Source organism: Variovorax sp. CF313 (assembly GCF_000282635.1).
Lineage (GTDB): Bacteria > Pseudomonadota > Gammaproteobacteria > Burkholderiales > Burkholderiaceae_C > Variovorax.
The window spans coordinates 32,995-50,762 of the sequence record NZ_AKIW01000093.1 but is presented as its reverse complement, the minus strand read 5'-3'; the positions used below and the strand labels follow the sequence as shown (position 1 = coordinate 50,762).

Below are 17,768 nucleotides of genomic sequence, written 5' to 3'. Positions count from 1 at the left end.
CGCGCACTTCGTGTCGCTTCGCCAACCCCCTGCAGGGGGGCAGCACCAGCGGTCCGGCAAAGCCGGTTCCGCGGTGTTTCTGGCAGATGCTCAGCGCGGCACCGGGGGTTCTCGCTGTTCATCGTGCTCATCATGCTGCTGCTCTCGGCGCTGCTGGCGGTGGGAGGCGCGCGAATGGCCCAACTGCTCGAATCGATGGCGGGCAACCAGCGCGAATACCAGCGCGCCTTCGAGGCCGCCGAAGCCGCGCTGCTGGATGCGGAGCGTGACATCCGGCAACTGGCGTTCGATGCCGCGACCCAGACTTACGTGAAGTGCTCCGCGCTCGCAGTGTCGCCCTGCCGCAAGGCCGCGGACGGTCGCGTCTTCCCAGACCGGGACACGGGCTGGGTGACCGCCTACGTGGGAAGGGGCGCCAACAGCTGCGAACGGGGCATCTGCTATTTCGCCGGGGCCGATTCCGTGAATGCCGCTTCAGGCAGCGAGGCCTACCAGTTCTGGGCCCGTTCCGCGTATGTGGACCAGCACGCCACCTATGGGCGATTCACGGGTGCACCGGATGCCGGCAGCCCGGCACTGGCCAGCGCCAGGTACTGGATCGAGGTGATCGACCGACCGCGCGGCGGCGAGCCGCTGTACCGGATCACTGCGGTTTCCACCGGCGCGCGCACTGCGAGCACGGCCGGCGGCACGCGGGTTGTCTTGCAGGAGTCTTTCGACCCGGATGCGGTCAGGAAAGTCAACTGAGCACGGCGAGGGAAGGACTATGAACATGAATCTGTTTTCCAGGAACACCGTGCTGTGCGGGCTGATGCTGGCGCAGTCCGCCGGCCACGCCGTGCAATACCCGCTGGCGCAAGAGCCGCGCAACACCGCGATCAAGGAACCGGCGCCCAACGTGATCGTGTCGGTCGACAACTCGGGCAGCATGGCGTGGTCGTCGCAGGCGTCGGACGGAAGCTGGGCACCGCCAGCCGGAACGCCCACCCGGATGGAAGCGCTGAAGACCGCGCTCAGGGACAACTTCTCGGCGTCCAACATCCCCAACGACCGGATCCGCCTCTCTTGGCAGGCGATGAACAACAACAAGGACAACAGCTGCGTCGGTTTCTTCGGCGACACCGCGGCTGGCATCTATCGGGCCGGCAATTGCCTCGTCAACGGCCGCGCCAATGCGAATCTGATGCGTTCGCTGGACGACACGCAGCGCGCCAATTTCATGACCTGGGTCGATGCCCTGGCCGCGGGTGGCGGAACGCCCTTGCACGCCATGATGACCCGCGCCGGCGAATACATGAAGACGACAGGCCGATTCAGTCCCTATTCGGATGACCCGGGCGTGGAGGGCGCGACGCAGTCGAGCTGCCGCAAGTCCTTCCACATCTTCATGACGGACGGCGACTACAACTTGTTCGGCTTCAACCCGGATCCGGCGGCACTCAGCATGCCGGCCATCGGCAATGCGGATGGAACCAGCCGCGCCTTGCCCGATGCCGTGGCCTATGTGCCACGGGCTCCCTACAAGGACGACGCAGGCGCGGTGAACAGCGGCCTCAACTGGGTGAAGGACGCGAACGGCGGCTGGAGGCCGACGGCGGAATATCGGCCCACACTGGCCGACATGGCCTTTCACTACTGGGCCAGCGACCTGCAGTCCGGCATCTCGGACAACCTCAAGAAGGTCGTTGCCGAGCCTGGCAGCGCGACCGTAGGAACGGCGACAGTCCCCGAGTACTGGAACCCCAAGAACGATCCCGCCACCTGGCAGCACCTGACCACCCACACCATCGGCTTTGGCGCTGCCTCGTCGTGGACGGGTGCGCCGGCCATTACGACGGGCGCGTCGCAGCCCACCTACAGTGGAGACTATGCCAGCTTGGTGGACGGCTCGATGACCTGGTCCGACCCATTGGCGAACACCTTGGCAACCACCTCCACGGCCGACGGCTACAACGGCTTCATGAACTGGAACTCCGGCAGTGCCGTTGGCTACTGGCATGAAAAGACATCCAACGCCGCCGCCGTTCGCATGGACCTCTGGCACGCCGCGCTCAACAGCCGAGGCACCTTCACGCCGGCCTCGAACGCGCAGGCACTCGGCGATGCCTTCAGGTCCATCCTGGCGCAGATCCTGTTCAACACCAGCACCCCGCTGACCTCGATTGCGGCCAGCAGCTCCAGGACCTCGACAGCCACGGCGGCCTACCAGGCCGGCTACGATACGGCCGACTGGTCGGGCAAGTTGACGGCCACGCCGTTCGGCAGCAACGGCAAGCCGGCCGCCACGCCCGCGTGGTCAGCGCGCGAACTGCTCGATGCACGCATGGCCGTGGCGGGCGCGCACGACAGCAATCGCAAGGTGCTGAGCTTCTCCGGCACCACCGCGGCGGCGCCAACCCATGCCGCGACCATCGGTTCCGGCGTGCCGTTCCGATGGGCCAGCCTGAGCGATGCGCAGAAGGCGGCGCTCAAGGGCAGCACCGGCACCGACACCGCGAGCGAAACGCTCGGCCGGGGAGTCCTCGACTTCCTGCGCGGCGATCGCAGGAACGAGGGTACCGGCCTGAACCTGCGCAAGCGTGGCCACGTGCTGGGCGACATCGTGGGCTCCAGCCTCATGTACGCGGGGCAGCCCCGGAGCGGCTTCACCCAGGACGGCTATGCCAAATTCGCTTCGACCATCGCCCGCGCGCCGATGGTCTACGTCGGCGCCAACGACGGCATGCTGCACGCCTTCTTCGCCGGCACCGGCGAAGAAGCGTTCGCCTATGTACCCGAGGGCCTCTACGGCTCGGCGGCGGCGCCCCAACTCAAGAAGCTCAGCGAACCCACCTACTCGCACAGGTACTACGTCGACGGCAGTCCGTTCGTGGCCGACATCTACATGGGTTCGGCCGTCAACGCCACGGCCACCGATACCGAGAAGGCCGCGCTGTGGAAATCCTTCCTCGTGGGCACGCTGGGGGCGGGCGGCAAGGGTTATTTCGTGCTCGACGTCACCAAGCCCGAGAACATCGGCGAGACCAACGCCGCAGATGTGGCCCTGATCGACACGACCGCGCTCGCCGACGACGACCTCGGCCACCAGTTCCAGCAACCCGCGCTCGATTCCTTTTCCAAGCGCGCGCTGCAGGTGGCGTCGCTCAACAACGGCCGCAGGGCCGTGATCCTGGGCAATGGCTACAACAGCACGAGCGAGAAGGCGATGCTGTGGATCCAGTATCTCGACGGCGACAAGTCGGTGCTGAAGATCCCGGCTCCCGCCGCGCAGGCCGCGGGCGCCGGCAATGGGCTCTCGGCGCCGCAGGTGGTGGACCGCAATGGCGACGGCAAGGTCGACTATGTCTACGCCGGCGACCTGCTCGGCAACCTCTGGAAGTTCGACCTGAGCGATGCCGACAGCACCAAGTGGAAGGCCACCATGGGCTCGGCGGCTGCCGCATCGAGCCTGGACGGCGTGCCGTTGTTCGCCGCTGGCGCCACGCAGCCGATCACTGCCGCGCCGCTGGTCGTCGACCATCCGCGCGGCGGCTACATGGTGATGTTCGGCACCGGCCGGTTGTTTGTCTCCGGCGACGAAAGCAGCACCGCCACGCAGCACCTGTACGGCGTCTGGGACCGCGCCAACGGCAGCACGGGCACCGCGGCGCTGACCGACTTGGTGGCGCAGACCATCGGCGTCGATACGGTCAAGGAAGGCGATGCCGAATATCGAACCGCTTCGAGCCAAAGCGTGAGCTACAGCGGTGCGAGCGCCAAGCGCGGCTGGTATCTCCAGTTCGGCGCCACCGGGGAGCGCATGGTCTATCCAGGCGATGCGCTGAGCGGCAGCGCAGGCCTGTTCTCGACCACCATTCCCGGCTCCGCCAGCAATTCGCTCGACTGCGCGCCGGGCACCGGTGACGACGGCTGGTCGATGGTGATCGATTTCTTCAGCGGCGCCATCCCCGACGGCATCGCCTACAACGGGTCCACCGGCACGGCAGGTGCCTACCTCGGCTTCCGGAACCGTTCAGGCCGGGACGACCTCGTCCTGCGACCTCAGAAGGCCGATGAAAAAGGCAAGCACGTGATCTGCAATGCAGCCGGCGGCTGCAACGAAGCCGACCTGCCGCAAGCCGTGCGGCGCTTCGGCTGGCGCAACCTGATCTCGTGGAATTGACGGCGCAGCGGACCCCACCCATGAACAAATATCCCGAAGCGCAGACCCACAAAGGCCGGCTCCGCTCGCGCGGCTTCACGCTGGTCGAACTCATGATCGTGACGGCGGTGATTGCCATCCTCGCCGCGATTGCCTACCCGAGCTACGGGCGCTATGTGCTGCGGGCGAAGCGGGCCGATGCCAAGCAGCAACTGCTGCAGGCCGCGCAATGGACCGAGCGCTACCTGACGGCCAACGGTCAATATCCCCCGGCAACCGTTGCGCTGCCGGCCGGGCTCGACCAGGCGCCGTCGTCCGGCACGGCGAACTACGCCATCGGCTATGCCGCGAGAACCGCGACCACCTACACGCTGCAAGCCGTGCCGCACGGCGCATCGACCGCCGACGAGTGCGGAACGCTCACGGTGAACCATCAGGGCGTCAAGCTGGCGGCTGGCCAGACCAGCGCCTCGAATGCGCAGGTACAAGCCTGCTGGAACCGCTGAGGCGGCCGCCGCGCGCGGGGCGCCTCAGATGTCGCGCAGCAACTGCCTGAACTCGTCCACGTCCTCGAAGCTGCGGTACACCGAGGCGAAGCGCACGTAGGCAACCTTGTCGAGCTTCTTGAGTTCGCGCATCACGAGCTCGCCGACCTTGGTCGAGTCGATTTCGCGCAGGCCGCTGGCCAGCAGCTTCTGCTCGATGCGCAGCAGGGCGTTGTCGATCTGCTCGATGCTCACCGGGCGCTTGCGCAGCGCCAGCATCATCGAGGCGCGCACCTTGGTCGAGTCGAAGTCGGCGCGGCTGCCGTCCTTCTTGACCACAACGGGGAAGTTGACGTCGGGCCGCTCGTAGGTGGTGAAGCGCTTGTCGCAGGCGCTGCATTGGCGGCGCCTGCGCACGAAGTCGGCGTCTTCCGAAACGCGGGTCTCGACGACCTGCGTTTCAAGATGACCGCAAAAAGGGCATTTCATGCGGTCAGGTCTTCCGGGTGATCAGCGGTAGACGGGGAAGCGGCTCGTCAGCGCGTGCACCTTGGCGCGCACCGCGTCGATGTTCGCCGCATCGCGCGGGTTCTCGAGCACGTCGGCCACCAGGTTCGCGGTGATGCGGGCCTCTTCGTCCTTGAAGCCGCGCGTGGTCATGGCGGGGGTGCCGATGCGCACGCCGCTGGTGACCATCGGCTTTTCCGGGTCGTTGGGGATCGCGTTCTTGTTGATCGTCATGTGGGCGGCGCCCAGCACGGCTTCGGCTTCCTTGCCGGTGATGCCCTTGGCGCGCAGGTCGACCAGCATGACGTGGCTCTCGGTGCGTCCGCTCACGATGCGCAGGCCGCGCTCGGTGAGGGTGTCGGCCACGATCTGGGCATTCCTGACCACCTGTTGCTGGTAGGCCTTGAACTCGGGCGCCATGGCTTCCTTGAACGCGACGGCCTTGGCGGCGATCACGTGCATCAGCGGGCCGCCTTGCAGGCCCGGGAAAATCGCGCTGTTGATGGCTTTCTCGTGCTGAGACTTCATCAAAATGATGCCGCCGCGCGGGCCGCGCAGGCTCTTGTGGGTGGTCGAGGTGACGACGTCGGCGTGCGGCACCGGGTTGGGATACACGCCCGCGGCCACGAGGCCGGCGTAGTGGGCGATGTCGACCATGAAGATCGCGCCGACGTCCTTGGCCACCTTGGCGAAGCGCTCGAAATCGATGCGCAGCGAATAGGCCGAGGCGCCCGCGATGATCAGCTTGGGCATGTGCTCGTGCGCCTTGCGTTCCATCGCGTCGTAGTCGATGGCTTCGTTGGCGTCCAGGCCGTAGCTCACCACGTTGAACCACTTGCCGCTCATGTTCAGCGGCATGCCGTGCGTCAGGTGGCCGCCTTCGGCCAGGCTCATGCCCATGATGGTGTCGCCGGGCTTCAGGAAGGCCAGCATCACGGCTTCGTTGGCCGAGGCGCCGCAATGCGGCTGCACGTTGGCGGCGTCGGCGCCGAAGATCTGCTTGATGCGGTCGATGGCCAGTTGCTCGGCCACGTCGACGTGCTCGCAGCCGCCGTAGTAGCGCTTGCCCGGGTAGCCTTCGGCGTACTTGTTGGTGAGCTGCGAGCCCTGGGCGGCCATGACGGCCGGCGAGGCGTAGTTCTCGCTGGCGATCAGCTCGATGTGGTGTTCCTGGCGCGCGTTTTCCGCTTGGATCGCAGCCCAGATTTCGGGATCGGTCTGTTCGACCAGGATATTGCGTTGGTACATGGCAGTCCTTTGAAGACGAGGTCCTTGTTCTTCAACCAAACAAGGGCTGCCCAGGCGAACGGCTGAACGCCTGTGGTGCAGGCGGTACGCTTCCCAGTGGTGTTCCACGTCAGCGCGTGGCACCTTGTTCGGATGCTGCGCCTATCGCCAGTCGCGTACCGGCCGAGTGTAGCTCACACCCGGCCCGCGAAGCTCAGGAAACGGAGGAGAGCAGGGCGACCTTGGCCGGCTCTCTGCCTTCCTCAGGCTTGGCCGGCACTACCACGGGGATCGGCTGAGCACGCACGCTTGGCGGCGTGGCAGTCGACGGCGAGCGGCCGTTGGCCACCTGCCGCAGGCGCTCGTGCTCGGCCATCACCTTGCTGGCGTAGCCGCCGTCGTCCTCGAGATTGGCCGCGCCCACGTAGTAGCGCAGGCCGCCTTCGAGCGAACCGGCGCGGGTGATGCATTCCTGCAGCACCTTCACGCCGACACGCATGTTGGTCACCGGATCGAAGGCGGTGAGCGTGCCGCCCGCACTTTCGTACTTGTCGCCGTGCACGCGGGTCATGACCTGCATCAGGCCTTGCGCGCCGACCTGGCTCTGGGCGAACGGATTGAAGCTGGATTCGACGGCCATGATCGCGAGGATCAGGGTCGGATCGATCTTGGTGCGCTTGCCGATGCCGTAGGCCTCGGCCACGAGCACGCTCAACGGCTCGGCGGCCACGCGGTACTTCTTGCTCAACCAGTAAGCCACGGCGGCCTGCTGCTTGGGCAGGTCGGCGGGGCTCGCGGCGGTTGTGCGCTCGATGGCGGTCGGCTCCAGGTCGGTGGCTTCAGGCGCGGGCTTGCGCGACTGCAGCCAACCCATCAGTTGCTCCTCGCCGGTCTGGCGCAGGTCGGGCCGCGCCACGAGGGCGAGGGCCGCGAACACGATGGCGAGGCCGACCAGTGCAAACCCGTTGTGGGTGATTTCAAAAAAGCCGTCTGCCACGTCGGACACGAAGGTCCGTAGCCCGCGGGCTGTGGCATGGAACGCCTTGTTCATCGCTCTTCCTTTCTGTGCGGCACCTGCTCGCAGCGCCTGGGAAGGCGATGGATGAAAGGCAACGGCGCTTGGATTGGTACGAATCAGGCTCCGCGCATGGAGTGAAGGGGGTTGAGGGCGCGGCGACCTGATCAAGCCGGGGGAATTCGGCAGCGGATTCAGGGAGGCTCTGCTGCATCGGGCAGTCGGAGCAGGGCGGATTCTAGCGTGGCTAAATACCCGGTCAAGCATAAGAAATTGTTTCTTTATGCTAATACGCGGTTAAAAAATCGACTGACAAGAGGTGTTTAGGTTTACGGGAAACCCCTTGGCAAAACGCGTTTGCAATCCGAGGGTGTGACGCCTAATCTGGACGGGCCTGAGTTTTCAGGTGTTTTCCGAGGTCCGGCAGCCCGAGGTGCAAGTCAAGGGCTCAGCGGCCGAGGATCCATGGTGGCAATCTCTTGCTGCCAGCACGGCAGGAACCATTGACTTCCGGTCGCGCGAATCGATGGCATGGGTTTTGGGCCCGCCATCAAGCCCGGCAACAAGACAATTCCGTCGCGTTGCCGGGCTTTCTTGCTTCTGGATTGGCCATCCGTTTGCGGCACACTCCCTTGATGGACTTTGCTTCGATCAAACAAAACAAATGGGCGCGGCGTGGGGTCGTCGCGGTGCTGGTTCTGCTGGCCTTCTGGGCCATCGCCTGGCTGGCAGTGCCGCCGATTGCCAAAAGCCAGCTCCAGAAGATCGCGAGCGAGAAGCTCGGGCGCCAGGTAACAGTAGGAAAGATCGATTTCAAACCCTGGACGCTCGAACTCACGCTGAGCGATCTGCGCATTGCCACCGCCGACGGCAGCAAGCCGCAGGTGGCCATCAACCGCATCTACGCCGATGCCGAACTGCAGTCGCTCCTGCGCCTTGCGCCGGTGATCGACGCAGTCACGATCGACGGCCCAGCCGTCCTGCTCACGCACCTGACCGACGGCAAATACGACATCGACGACGTCCTGGCCAAGCTCTCGGCCGGCCCGCCGCGCGATCCGAACGCCAAGCCCGCGCGCTTTGCCATCTACAACATCGCGATCAATGGCGGCTCGGTCGATTTCGACGACCAGACGGTCAAGCGCAAGCACGAACTGCGCGACTTCGTGCTCAAGGTGCCGTTCCTGAGCAACCTCGATTCCAAGCGCGACATCAACACCGAGCCCAAGCTGGCCTTCGCGCTCAATGGTGGAAAGTTCGACTCGGCCGCCTTCACCACGCCCTTCGCCGACAACCGCAAGACCGACGCCCATGTGCAGTTCAAGGGGCTCGACCTGGTGCCGTACCTCGGCTACATCCCCGGCGGCCTGCCGGTGCGCCTGCAGGCGGGCAGCCTCGACGCCGACCTGAAGATCGGCTTCGAACAAGCGGAGACCACCGGCCTGAGGATCACCGGCACGGTCGAGGCGCACACCGCCAAGGTGGCCGATGCGCGCGGCCGCGACCTGCTGGCCTTCGACTCGCTCAAGCTGGCGCTGGCCGACGTGCGCCCGCTGGAATCGGTGTTCCACCTGAGCGAAGTCGCGCTGGTCAAACCGCAACTGGCGGTGGCGCGCGACGCGGCCGGCAAGCTCAATCTGCTGGCCACCGATCCATCCACTGGCGCGGCCGAGAAGGCGGCGCCGCTGCCGGCCGCTACGGCGAGTGCTCCGGCCGGCAAGGCGGTGCCAAAGCCGGCCTTGAAAGTGCAGGTCGACAAGCTGGCGCTGGACGGCGGGCGCATCGGCTGGCGCGATGAAACGACCAATCCGGCCGCGGCCGTCGACCTGATCGACCTGGGCATCGACGTCACGGGCGTCACCTGGCCGATGGAAAAGCCGGCCGCATTCAACGGCAGCACGGCCATCGCCGGCGCCTCGCTCAAGTTCAAGGGCACCGCCACCGACAAGGTGGCGGACGTGCAGACCGAGGTCGACGCGCTGCCGCTGTCGCTGGCCGCACCCTATCTGGCACAAAGCCTGGAGCCCACGCTGGACGGCAAGCTCAGCGGGCAGATCGACGTCGCCTGGGCCCAGCCCGACCTGAAGTTCAAGGCGCGCCGCCTGTCCGCCGACGGTCTCGCGCTGACCCAGGCCAAGACCGCGCTGGCGAGCGTCGGCCGCTTCGAGCTGGTCGATGCCGAGGCCGACATGACGAAGCACACATTGAACGTGGCCTCGTTCACCGCGACCAACCCCAAGGTGCGCGTCGAGCGCGACAGCGAAAAGCGCTGGATGTTCGAACGCTGGCTCAAGACGCCGGCCGGCGGCGGCGCCAAGGAGGCCGAAGCCAAGGTCGCCGCGCCCAAGCCCGCAGGCGCAGAGACGCCGAAACCGGGCGCCAACACCAAGCCCTGGGCGCTGACCATCGGCACGCTGGCGATCGACAACGGTGCGCTTTCCTATGCGGACAAGGCCGGCGCCACCCCGGTGGCCGTGGAAGTCACTGCCTTCAAGCTTCAGGCCCAGAAGATCGCGCCCGAAACCAGCACGGCGTCGCCGCTGGAAGTCTCGGGCCGCATCGGCTCCGGTCGCTCCGAGCCGGGCCGCTTCGACTACAAGGGCAACGTGGTGCTCAAGCCGCTCGCGGCCGAGGGCCGGCTCGAGGTGGCGTCGTTCCCCGCGCATACCTTCAAGGCCTACTACGCGGACGCGCTCAACGTCGATATCCGGCGCGCCTTCGCGAGCTACCGCGGCACGGTGCGCTATGCCACGTCGCCGGCGGGCATGAGCCTGAAGCTGGCGGGCGACACCGCGCTCGACGACTTCCGCGCCAACAGTGTCTCCCTCACGCAGTCGCCCGGTTTCGATCGCAACACCAACCAGTTGCTGAGCTGGAAGACCTTGAGCCTGCGCGGCCTGCAGGTCAGCATGGCGCCCAACGCCCCGCCGAACGTGGACGTGCGCGAAACCACGCTGACCGACTTCTTCGCCCGCGTGATCGTCGACCCGACCGGCCGGCTCAACCTGTCGAGCCTGACCAAGAAGGGCGAGGCCGAGGCGAACGCGGCTGCGGCGGCGGCCGGCGAGGCCAGTACCCGCAAGGGCCCGGGCGGAACCTCCACCACCACGGCCCGGGCACCCGTGCAGAAACCCGCGGGGGGCGCGCCGGTGTCGGCCGAGGAGATGGTCGGCGGCGCACCTCCATCCGCCAAGCCGGTGGCGACCGCAGCGGGGCCCGCTCCGGCGGCCGATGCGGGCCCCGCACCCATCATCAACTTCGGCCCGATGAGCCTGGTCAACGGCAAGATCGACTTCACCGACCTGTTCGTCAAGCCCAACTACTCGGCCGACCTCAGCGAGCTGACAGGCAAGCTCAGTTCGTTCTCGTCGAACCCGCCCAAGGGCGAGGGCGGCCGCCCCGCGCTGGCCGACCTGGAACTGCGCGGCAAGGCGCAGCAGACCGCGGCGCTGGAAATCACCGGCAAGCTCAATCCGCTGGCCAAGCCGCTCGAACTCGACATCACCGCCAAGATGCGCGACCTCGATCTCGCTCCGCTGTCGCCGTACTCGGTGCGCTACGCCGGCCACGGCATCGAGCGCGGCAAGATGAGCATGGACGTCAACTACAAGGTCGCGCCGGACGGGCAGCTGACGGCCACCAACAAGCTGGTGCTCAACCAGCTGCAGTTCGGCGACGAAGTCGCAGGCTCCACCAGCAGCCTGCCGGTCAAGCTGGCCGTGGCGCTGCTGGCCGACCGCAACGGCGTGATCGACGTCGACCTGCCACTCAGCGGGTCGCTCAACGATCCGCAGTTCAGCGTCGGCCCGTTGATCTGGAAGGCCGTGGTCAACCTGATCGCCAAGGCCGCGACGGCACCGTTCCGCCTGCTTACAGGCGGCCTCGGCGGCGGCAGCGACGAATCGAGCGCCATTACTTTCGAGCCCGGCAGTTCGGAACTCGGCGCCACCGCCAAGGAGGGCCTCGACAAGGTCGCCAAGGCGCTGACCGACCGGCCCACGCTGCAGATGACGGTGGTCGGCACCTCCAGCCTCGAGAAGGAGCGCGACGCCTACCAGCGCCAGCGCGTGCGCCAGCTCGCCTACGCCGAGAAGCGCCGGGTCGCAGTGCGCGGCGGGGAGACCGGCACCGAGGTGCCGCCCGTCACCGATGCCGAATACCCCGGGCTGCTGACCTCCGTGTACAAGCGCGCCGACATCACCAAGCCGCGCAACCTCGTCGGCCTGGCGAAAGACCTTCCGGTTCCGGACATGGAGAAGCTGCTGTTCGCCAGCGTGCCGGTCGACGAAGAGTCGATGCGCCAGCTCGCGGTCGAACGCGGCGCGGCCGTGCGCGACTACCTGCTCGCGAAGAAGCTGCCGAGCGAGCGTCTGTTCCTGGGCGCCGTGCGCACCAGTGCCAGCGGCGGCGACTGGAAGCCGGGCGCCGAGCTCAGCCTGACCATGAGGTGAGGCGCGGCGATCCGTCCGCGGGACTTGGTTTTTTTCTTCAGCTTGCTATATATGTAGTTCATTCGCCTCCCGCCCACGACCCGTGTTCGCTACCGTTTCAGGACGGAATTCAGCGGCCAACCGCAAGTGGGTGAAAATATCGATGTGCGCCGGCCTTTGCCGGCGCCTTCGCTTTCTCTACCAAGACAACGATTTCGCGCAGTGACCTCTACTTCTTCCAAGCCACACGACCTTCAGGCCCTCGACACGCTCACCGGCGGCGCCTTCACCGCGCCGACCTCCGGAGAGCGCGCCGCGCGCATCCGCGACTGGCTCGCGGGCAACCCCGCGCCCGAGCTGATGCAGGAGGTCTTCAAGGAGCTGAGCGGTCGCGACAAGGGCGCCGCGCGCCTGCTGCGCGAAAAGCTCGACGAACTCAAGCGCGCCAAGGGCCAGGAAGCCATTGCCGCCGAATGGGCGCAAAAGGCCGAGGCGCTGCTGGGCCAGTCCAAGCTCAACATCGCCGATGCACTGGCCTGGCAGCGCGACGCCGCCAAGGCCGGCGCGCCGCTGTCGCGCGAACCGCTGGCTGGTCTAAAAGCCAGGCTGGCCGAACGCGTCAAGGGCATCGAAGACCTGCAGCACCGTGCCCAGGTGCACCGCGAAGCCGCCGTGCTGCTGGCGCAGCGCTTCGAGGTGCTGTCCACCAAGGGCTGGCAGGATGCCCAGGCGGCCGAGGAATCGCTGCGCGCCGACGTGACCCACTGGCAGCAGCAGGCGGGCGAGATCACGGCCGACGCCAACTGGACCAGCCTCGACGCCAAGTTCGCGCCGCAGCTCGAATCGTCGAAGTCGCAACTGCTGGTGGTGTCCGATGCGTTCCACAGCGCGCTGGCCCAGGCCGTCGCGGCCGCGGCCGATGCTGCCGCACCGCTGCCGCCCGTGCCCGTGTGGGCCGATGAATTGCGCGCTGCGCGCGGCGAGGTCGTGGCGCCAAAGCCTGCCGCCCCTGCTCGCCCCGCTGCGCCCAAGGTCGACCCGGCCGTGCGCGCCGCTGCGCAGGAAGCGGTGCAGGCCGCGCTTGCCAAGCTCGAGCAGGAAACCGCCGAAGGCCATGGCAAGGCCAGCGCCGGTGCGGCTGCTGCGCTGCGCGCCGTGCTCAAGGAACACGGCAAGCTGGTCGAGGCGCCGCTCGAAGCCCGCGTGCATGCCGCGCTGGTGGCCGCTGGCGAACTCGAAGGGTGGCAGCGCTGGAGTGCCGACAAGGTGCGCGAAGACCTCGTCGCCAAGGCCGAAGGCCTGCTCAAGCGTCCCGAGGGCCAGGCCCTCGGCGGCCGCAAGATGCAGGAAACCCTGCGCGCCCTGCGCGATCAGTGGAAGCAGGCCGACCAGGGCGGCGTGCCCAACCACGCGCTCTGGAAGCGCTTCGACGAAGCCTGCAACGAAGCCCACAAGGTGGTCGAGGCCTGGCTCGAGAAGGTCCGCGCCGATGCGGCCGAGCACCGCGCGCACCGCGTCGCGCTGATCGAAGAAGTCAAGGCCTGGGCTGCCGAACATGCCGGCGCCACCGACCTGAAGGCGCACAACCGCGCGCTGCACCAGTTCGCCGACCGTTGGCGGGACGGCGGCCACGTGGGCGAGAAGGTGTTCGCCGAGCTGCAGTCGCAGTGGAACGAAGCCTTTGGCGCGGCCCGCGCTCCGTTCGAGGCCGCGCAGAAGGCCAGCGTCGAACGCCGCCAGGCGATGATCGCCGAGGCGATCGAACTCGGCGCCCAGCCGGTGCTGCGCATCGATGCCGTCAAGGCGCTGCAGCAGCGCTGGCAGGCCGAGGCGCAGAGCGTGCCGCTCGACCGCCGCCACGAACAGAAAATGTGGGACGCATTCCGCGCGCCCATCGACGAAGCCTTCAACCGCAAGACGGCCGAGCGCGAAAAGGCGTCGTCCGCAATGAGCGAGCACGACCGCCATGTGCTTGACGCGTCCAAGGCACTCGACGCAGCCAATGCTGGCGGCGACGTGCAGAAGATCCGCGCCGCCATTGCCCGGCTGGAAGCCGCGATGCGCGGTGAAGTACCGCCGCCCGCATCGAAGGCCGAGCAGGCCGCTGCCGCGAGCGACGGTCCGTCGGTTGGTGCGACCGAGATCGAGGCTCCGGGTCAGGCCGCCGCTGAATTCGGCGAAAGCGCGGAGCAGGCGCCGAGCCCGAGCGATGCGGAAGCCTCGCCCGGTACGCACGCAAGCCAGGCGCCTGCCGCTTCGGTCGATCTCGTGGCGCCCGCTGACGGTGCCGATGCCTCGGCACGCGCCGATGGCCCGGCGCATGACGCCGGCGAAGCCGCCGCTGTCGAAGCGCCGGCCGCGGCACCGAAGCCCGCGCCCAAGCCCGTCGTGGCGATGCGCGGCGACGACCGCCCCAGCAGCAAGAAGGCCGAAGCGGCTCCCGCAGCCCGTGGCGCAGGTGGCCGGTTCGGCGACCGGCGCGAAGGCGGTCGGCCAGGCGCTGGTGGTCCGGGCCGCTCAGGCGAGCGCGGTGCTCCGCGCTCGGACGCACGCGGCGATCGCGGCGCACCTGCGGGCCGTTTCGGCGACCGTCCGCCGCGTTTCGAAGACCGTGGCCCGCGTCTGGGCGATGCAGCCTTCCGCGCGCAACGCGAAGCACTCGAACGCGCCGATATGGCGCTGCGCAAGCTCGCCGCGCAGGCGCATGGCGAAGCGCTGACGCAGGTGCTCGGCGCATGGGAACAGCGCGACGCCAGCCGCCTGCCGAGCATTCAGGAGCTGGGCCGCGCAGTCACGCCCGCTGTGCGCAGCGGCTGGTCGCAAGCCATCGGCTCCGCGCCGACGGCCGCCGCGCCCGATGCCGCCGAAGCGCTGCTGCGCCTCGAAATGGCGGCTGAAGTGCCGACGCCGGCCGAGCAACTCGACGCGCGCCGCGCGTTGCAGCTCAAGCTGCTCACGAAGCGTGGCGATCCGGCGCCGGCACAGACCTGGGGCCAGGATGCCGGCAAGGTTCTGGCTGCTGCGCACGATGCCTCCAGCGCGCGACGTTTGCAGAACGCACTGAAGGCGCTGCTGCGCAAGTAAGCAGCCGGCCGAAAGTCGCGGCCACGAAAAAGGCGCCCTTCGCCGGGCGCCTTTTTCTTTTGGGGCAGCGAATCGAACGCCGAGTCGTTCAGGCCTTCCCGCCGATGAAGAATTCATCGAAAAGCGCGAGCACGCCCGGGAAGTCCCGGGCGAAGTTCGGCCGGTTCACGAAGTAGGCCTCGCACGCCACCGCGAAGAACTCGCTGATCGAGGTGGCGCCATAGGCGTCGAGCCATGGCGGCTCGCCGCCGAAGCGCTCTGCCTTGATGGTTTGCTCGCGAAAATCCTCGTAGGCAGGCTGCAGCACGGCAAGCCACGCCGTGCGGGCTGCGCGCGCGCTGCGCTGGCCCGCAAAGCCGGTGGGCAGCGGCGGGCAGCCGTTGGCGTCGCCGCTGCGCATGTCGATCTTGTGGGCGAACTCGTGGATCACGACGTTGTAGCCGCGCTCGCTGGTGATGCTGCTTGCCAGCACATCGTCCCAGCTCAGCATGACGGGGCCGCGGTCCATGGCTTCGCCGGCGACGACTTCGCCGTACTCGTGCACCACCTGGGCCTCGTCGACAACCTTGCGGCGCGCCACCACCTCGGAGCGGTGCACGACGATGCCGACGAAGTCGTCGTACCAGTTCAGCCCGCCCTTGAGATGCAGCACCGGCAGCACGGCCTGGGCCGCGATGGCCAGCGCGACTTCATTGGTGATGGTGAAGCCCTTGGCGCCGTGGAATTCCTTGTCGCGCAGGAACTCGGCCGTCAGCGTGCGCAGGCGTTGCCGGTCGGCGGCGGGCAGGGCGCCGAGAAAGGCGTAGCGCCTGAGCGCGGATTGCCAGGCGGCTTCGGGAATCGGGGGCAGGGCGCGCAGGCGGCGCAGCCACTTGAACATTGGCGGCGGCGCGGCTAGCGCAGATCGACGCGCTGCGCGCCGGCGGTGGACAGGCACAGCAGCTGCGCGCGCGGCGGATGCGCTGCCACATCCCAGTCGCTCAGCACGACGCGGTGCAGGCCGTCGCCCAGGTTGTGATCGGCAGGGCGGTGCGTGTGGCCGTGCACCAGCGTGTGGGCGTTCGCCTGCTGCAGCCAGTTGCGCGCGGCGGCGGTGTCGACGTCGGCCCAGATGGCCGAGGGGTTGCGCTTGCGGTCTTCGCTCTGCACGCGCATGGAACGTGCGAGCGCGCGGCGCTCTTCCAGCGGCCTGGCCAGGAATGCGGCCTGCCACTCGGGCGTGCGAACCTGCGCGCGAAACTTGAGGTACTCGGTGTCCTCGAGGCAGAGGATGTCGCCGTGGCTCAGCAGCCATCGTTGGCCGTGCAGCACGAGCACCGTGGGATCGTCGAGCAGCGTGAAGCCGCATCGCGCAGCGAACGCGGGGCCGACGAGGAAGTCGCGGTTGCCGTGCATGAAGAACACCGGCAGCCGTTGCGCGGCGCGGCACAGCAGCTCGGCGCACTGTGCCTCGAAACCAGCGGAGTCGAGCGAGTCGTCGCCGACCCATACTTCGAACAGGTCGCCGAGGATGATCAGCGCATCGGCCGGCGTGGTCTGCAGGTAACCCTGCCAGGCTTCGAAGGTGGCGGGCTCGCCGGCCTGCAGATGCAGGTCGGAAATCAGGTCGACCGTGCGCCACGCAGGCGGCGCCACCAGTTCCTTGAACACCGTTGTTGCGGCCGCCGCCGGGCTCACAGTCACTCGGCGATGACGACGGCCTTCTCGATCACCACGTCTTCGAGCGGAACGTCGTCGTGGAAGCCCTTGCGGCCTGTCTTCACGGCCTTGATCTTGTCGACCACGTCGGTGCCGTTGATGACCTTGCCGAACACGGCATAGCCCCAGCCCTGGGCCGAAGGTGCGGTGTGGTTCAGGAAGCCGTTGTCGGCCACGTTGATGAAGAACTGCGCGGTGGCCGAGTGGGGCGCGCTGGTGCGGGCCATCGCCACGGTGTAGTTGGCGTTCTTCAGGCCGTTGTTGGCTTCGTTCTCGATCTCGGCGCCGGTGGGCTTTTGCTGCATGCCGGGCTCGAAGCCGCCGCCTTGCACCATGAAGCCGGGGATCACGCGGTGGAACACCGTGTTGTCGTAGTGGCCCTTCTTCACGTACGAGAGGAAGTTCTCGACCGACTTCGGCGCCTTGGCGGCGTCAAGTTCGAGCGTGATCACGCCGTAGTTCTTGATGTGCAGTTCGACTTGGGGATTGCTCATGAGGGGACTCCTGCTTGGGAAATGAATTACTTCGCCACCAGCGTGGCGGACTTGATGGTGACGGCTTCGAGCGGCACGTTCTGCATGCCGCCCTTGTTGCCGGTGGCCACCGCGCGGATCTTGTCGACCACGTCGGTGCCGGCGACGACCTTGCCGAACACGGTGTAGCCGTAGCCGTCGGGGTTGGGCGCGTTGAGCGAGTCGTTGTTCTTCACGTTGATGAAGAACTGCGAGGTCGCGGAATTCGGATTGCCGGTGCGGGCCATGGCGATCGTGTATTTGTCGTTCTTCAGGCCGTTGCTCGCTTCCAGCGGAATGGGGGCGCGCGTGGGCTTTTGCTGCAGGTCGGCCGTGAAGCCGCCGCCCTGGATCATGAACCCATCGATCACGCGGTGGAACACCGTGCCGTCGTAGTGCTTGTCCTTGACGTACTGCAGGAAATTCTCGACCGACTTGGGTGCCTTGGCCGCATCGAGCTCGACCACGATGTCGCCAGCCGAGGTGGCCAGCTTGACGTGCGGCGCCGCGGCAGTCTGTGCATGGGCCGTGGCTGCGAACGCGAGGGCGGTGGCCAGCGCGAGTGCGCTGCGGCGGCTGAAGCGGGAGAGGGACTGGATCGTCAAATGAGGCTCCGTGTGCGGATGAGGAAACGGGGCCGCACGGCAGGCACCGTTGCGGCGCCCATGC

The 17,768-nt window shown here is 67.4% G+C and carries 12 protein-coding genes and 1 riboswitch; of the genes, 5 read left to right on the top strand and 7 right to left on the bottom strand.

From position 1 onward, the window contains the following. Positions 1 to 114: 114 nt before the first annotated feature. The 3 genes from PMI12_RS22170 to PMI12_RS22160 are packed head-to-tail and all read left to right on the top strand — an operon-like array spanning position 115 to position 4,647. Positions 115 to 747: a PilX N-terminal domain-containing pilus assembly protein gene (locus tag PMI12_RS22170; protein WP_042674004.1), complete on the top strand. Its 633-nt coding sequence runs from the start codon at positions 115 to 117 to the stop codon at positions 745 to 747. Positions 748 to 772: 25 nt separating this feature from the next. Next, positions 773 to 4,162: a pilus assembly protein gene (locus PMI12_RS22165; RefSeq protein WP_007836920.1), complete on the top strand. Its 3,390-nt coding sequence runs from the start codon at positions 773 to 775 to the stop codon at positions 4,160 to 4,162. Positions 4,163 to 4,182: 20 nt separating this feature from the next. After that, on the top strand, positions 4,183 to 4,647 hold the full coding sequence (locus tag PMI12_RS22160) for a type IV pilin protein (RefSeq protein WP_007836919.1): 465 nt from the start codon (positions 4,183 to 4,185) through the stop codon (positions 4,645 to 4,647). A 24-nt stretch (positions 4,648 to 4,671) separates the two neighbouring features. Here PMI12_RS22160 and nrdR read toward each other — a convergent pair whose 3' ends face one another. The 3 genes from nrdR to PMI12_RS22145 form a co-directional block, all read right to left on the bottom strand. Then, on the bottom strand, positions 4,672 to 5,115 hold the full coding sequence (gene nrdR, locus PMI12_RS22155; RefSeq protein WP_007836918.1) for a transcriptional regulator NrdR: 444 nt from the start codon (positions 5,113 to 5,115) through the stop codon (positions 4,672 to 4,674). 21 nt (positions 5,116 to 5,136) lie between these two features. Continuing rightward, positions 5,137 to 6,381 carry a serine hydroxymethyltransferase gene (gene glyA / locus PMI12_RS22150; RefSeq protein ID WP_007836917.1) on the bottom strand — a complete coding sequence of 415 codons (1,245 nt, stop codon included), beginning with the start codon at positions 6,379 to 6,381 and terminating at the stop codon, positions 5,137 to 5,139. 41 nt (positions 6,382 to 6,422) lie between these two features. Next, positions 6,423 to 6,546, bottom strand: a riboswitch (ZMP/ZTP riboswitch). Between the two features lie 28 nt (positions 6,547 to 6,574). Beyond that, a complete protein-coding gene (locus tag PMI12_RS22145; protein ID WP_007836916.1) occupies positions 6,575 to 7,411 on the bottom strand; it encodes a lytic transglycosylase domain-containing protein in 837 nt (278 codons plus the stop codon). 599 nt (positions 7,412 to 8,010) lie between these two features. Here PMI12_RS22145 and PMI12_RS22140 point away from each other — a divergent pair. Together PMI12_RS22140 and PMI12_RS22135 are read left to right on the top strand one after the other, a co-directional pair. Continuing rightward, complete coding sequence (locus PMI12_RS22140; RefSeq protein ID WP_007836905.1) at positions 8,011 to 11,826, top strand: DUF748 domain-containing protein; 3,816 nt, start codon at positions 8,011 to 8,013, stop codon at positions 11,824 to 11,826. Between the two features lie 201 nt (positions 11,827 to 12,027). Continuing rightward, entirely contained in the window at positions 12,028 to 14,889 is a 2,862-nt protein-coding gene (locus tag PMI12_RS22135) for a DUF349 domain-containing protein (RefSeq protein ID WP_007836903.1), read from the top strand. An 88-nt stretch (positions 14,890 to 14,977) separates the two neighbouring features. On the opposite strand, the gene PMI12_RS22130 is transcribed toward PMI12_RS22135, so the two are convergent. The 4 genes from PMI12_RS22130 to PMI12_RS22115 are packed head-to-tail and all read right to left on the bottom strand — an operon-like array spanning position 14,978 to position 17,704. Next, on the bottom strand, positions 14,978 to 15,769 hold the full coding sequence (locus tag PMI12_RS22130) for a zinc-dependent peptidase (protein WP_007836901.1): 792 nt from the start codon (positions 15,767 to 15,769) through the stop codon (positions 14,978 to 14,980). Positions 15,770 to 15,783: 14 nt separating this feature from the next. Next, the gene (locus PMI12_RS22125; RefSeq protein ID WP_007836900.1) at positions 15,784 to 16,572 is read right to left on the bottom strand and encodes a UDP-2,3-diacylglucosamine diphosphatase; all 789 of its coding nucleotides are present in this window, start codon (positions 16,570 to 16,572) and stop codon (positions 15,784 to 15,786) included. Continuing rightward, the gene (locus tag PMI12_RS22120) at positions 16,569 to 17,081 is read right to left on the bottom strand and encodes a peptidylprolyl isomerase (RefSeq protein WP_007836899.1); all 513 of its coding nucleotides are present in this window, start codon (positions 17,079 to 17,081) and stop codon (positions 16,569 to 16,571) included. The genes PMI12_RS22125 and PMI12_RS22120 overlap by 4 nt, the downstream gene beginning before the upstream one ends. A gap of 26 nt (positions 17,082 to 17,107) precedes the next feature. Next, positions 17,108 to 17,704, bottom strand: a complete 597-nt coding sequence (locus tag PMI12_RS22115) for a peptidylprolyl isomerase (RefSeq protein ID WP_007836898.1) — start codon at positions 17,702 to 17,704, stop codon at positions 17,108 to 17,110. Between the last annotated feature and the right edge of the window lie 64 nt (positions 17,705 to 17,768).

Excerpts from the sequence above, each read along its gene's own strand:
- PMI12_RS22165 (WP_007836920.1), top strand. The coding sequence starts at position 773 with ATGAATCTGTTTTCCAGGAACACCGTGCTGTGCGGGCTGATGCTGGCG.
- PMI12_RS22160 (WP_007836919.1), top strand. The coding sequence starts at position 4,183 with ATGAACAAATATCCCGAAGCGCAGACCCACAAAGGCCGGCTCCGCTCG.
- nrdR (WP_007836918.1), bottom strand. The coding sequence starts at position 5,115 with ATGAAATGCCCTTTTTGCGGTCATCTTGAAACGCAGGTCGTCGAGACC.
- glyA (WP_007836917.1), bottom strand. The coding sequence starts at position 6,381 with ATGTACCAACGCAATATCCTGGTCGAACAGACCGATCCCGAAATCTGG.
- PMI12_RS22145 (WP_007836916.1), bottom strand. The coding sequence starts at position 7,411 with ATGAACAAGGCGTTCCATGCCACAGCCCGCGGGCTACGGACCTTCGTG.
- PMI12_RS22140 (WP_007836905.1), top strand. The coding sequence starts at position 8,011 with ATGGACTTTGCTTCGATCAAACAAAACAAATGGGCGCGGCGTGGGGTC.
- PMI12_RS22130 (WP_007836901.1), bottom strand. The coding sequence starts at position 15,769 with ATGTTCAAGTGGCTGCGCCGCCTGCGCGCCCTGCCCCCGATTCCCGAA.
- PMI12_RS22120 (WP_007836899.1), bottom strand. The coding sequence starts at position 17,081 with ATGAGCAATCCCCAAGTCGAACTGCACATCAAGAACTACGGCGTGATC.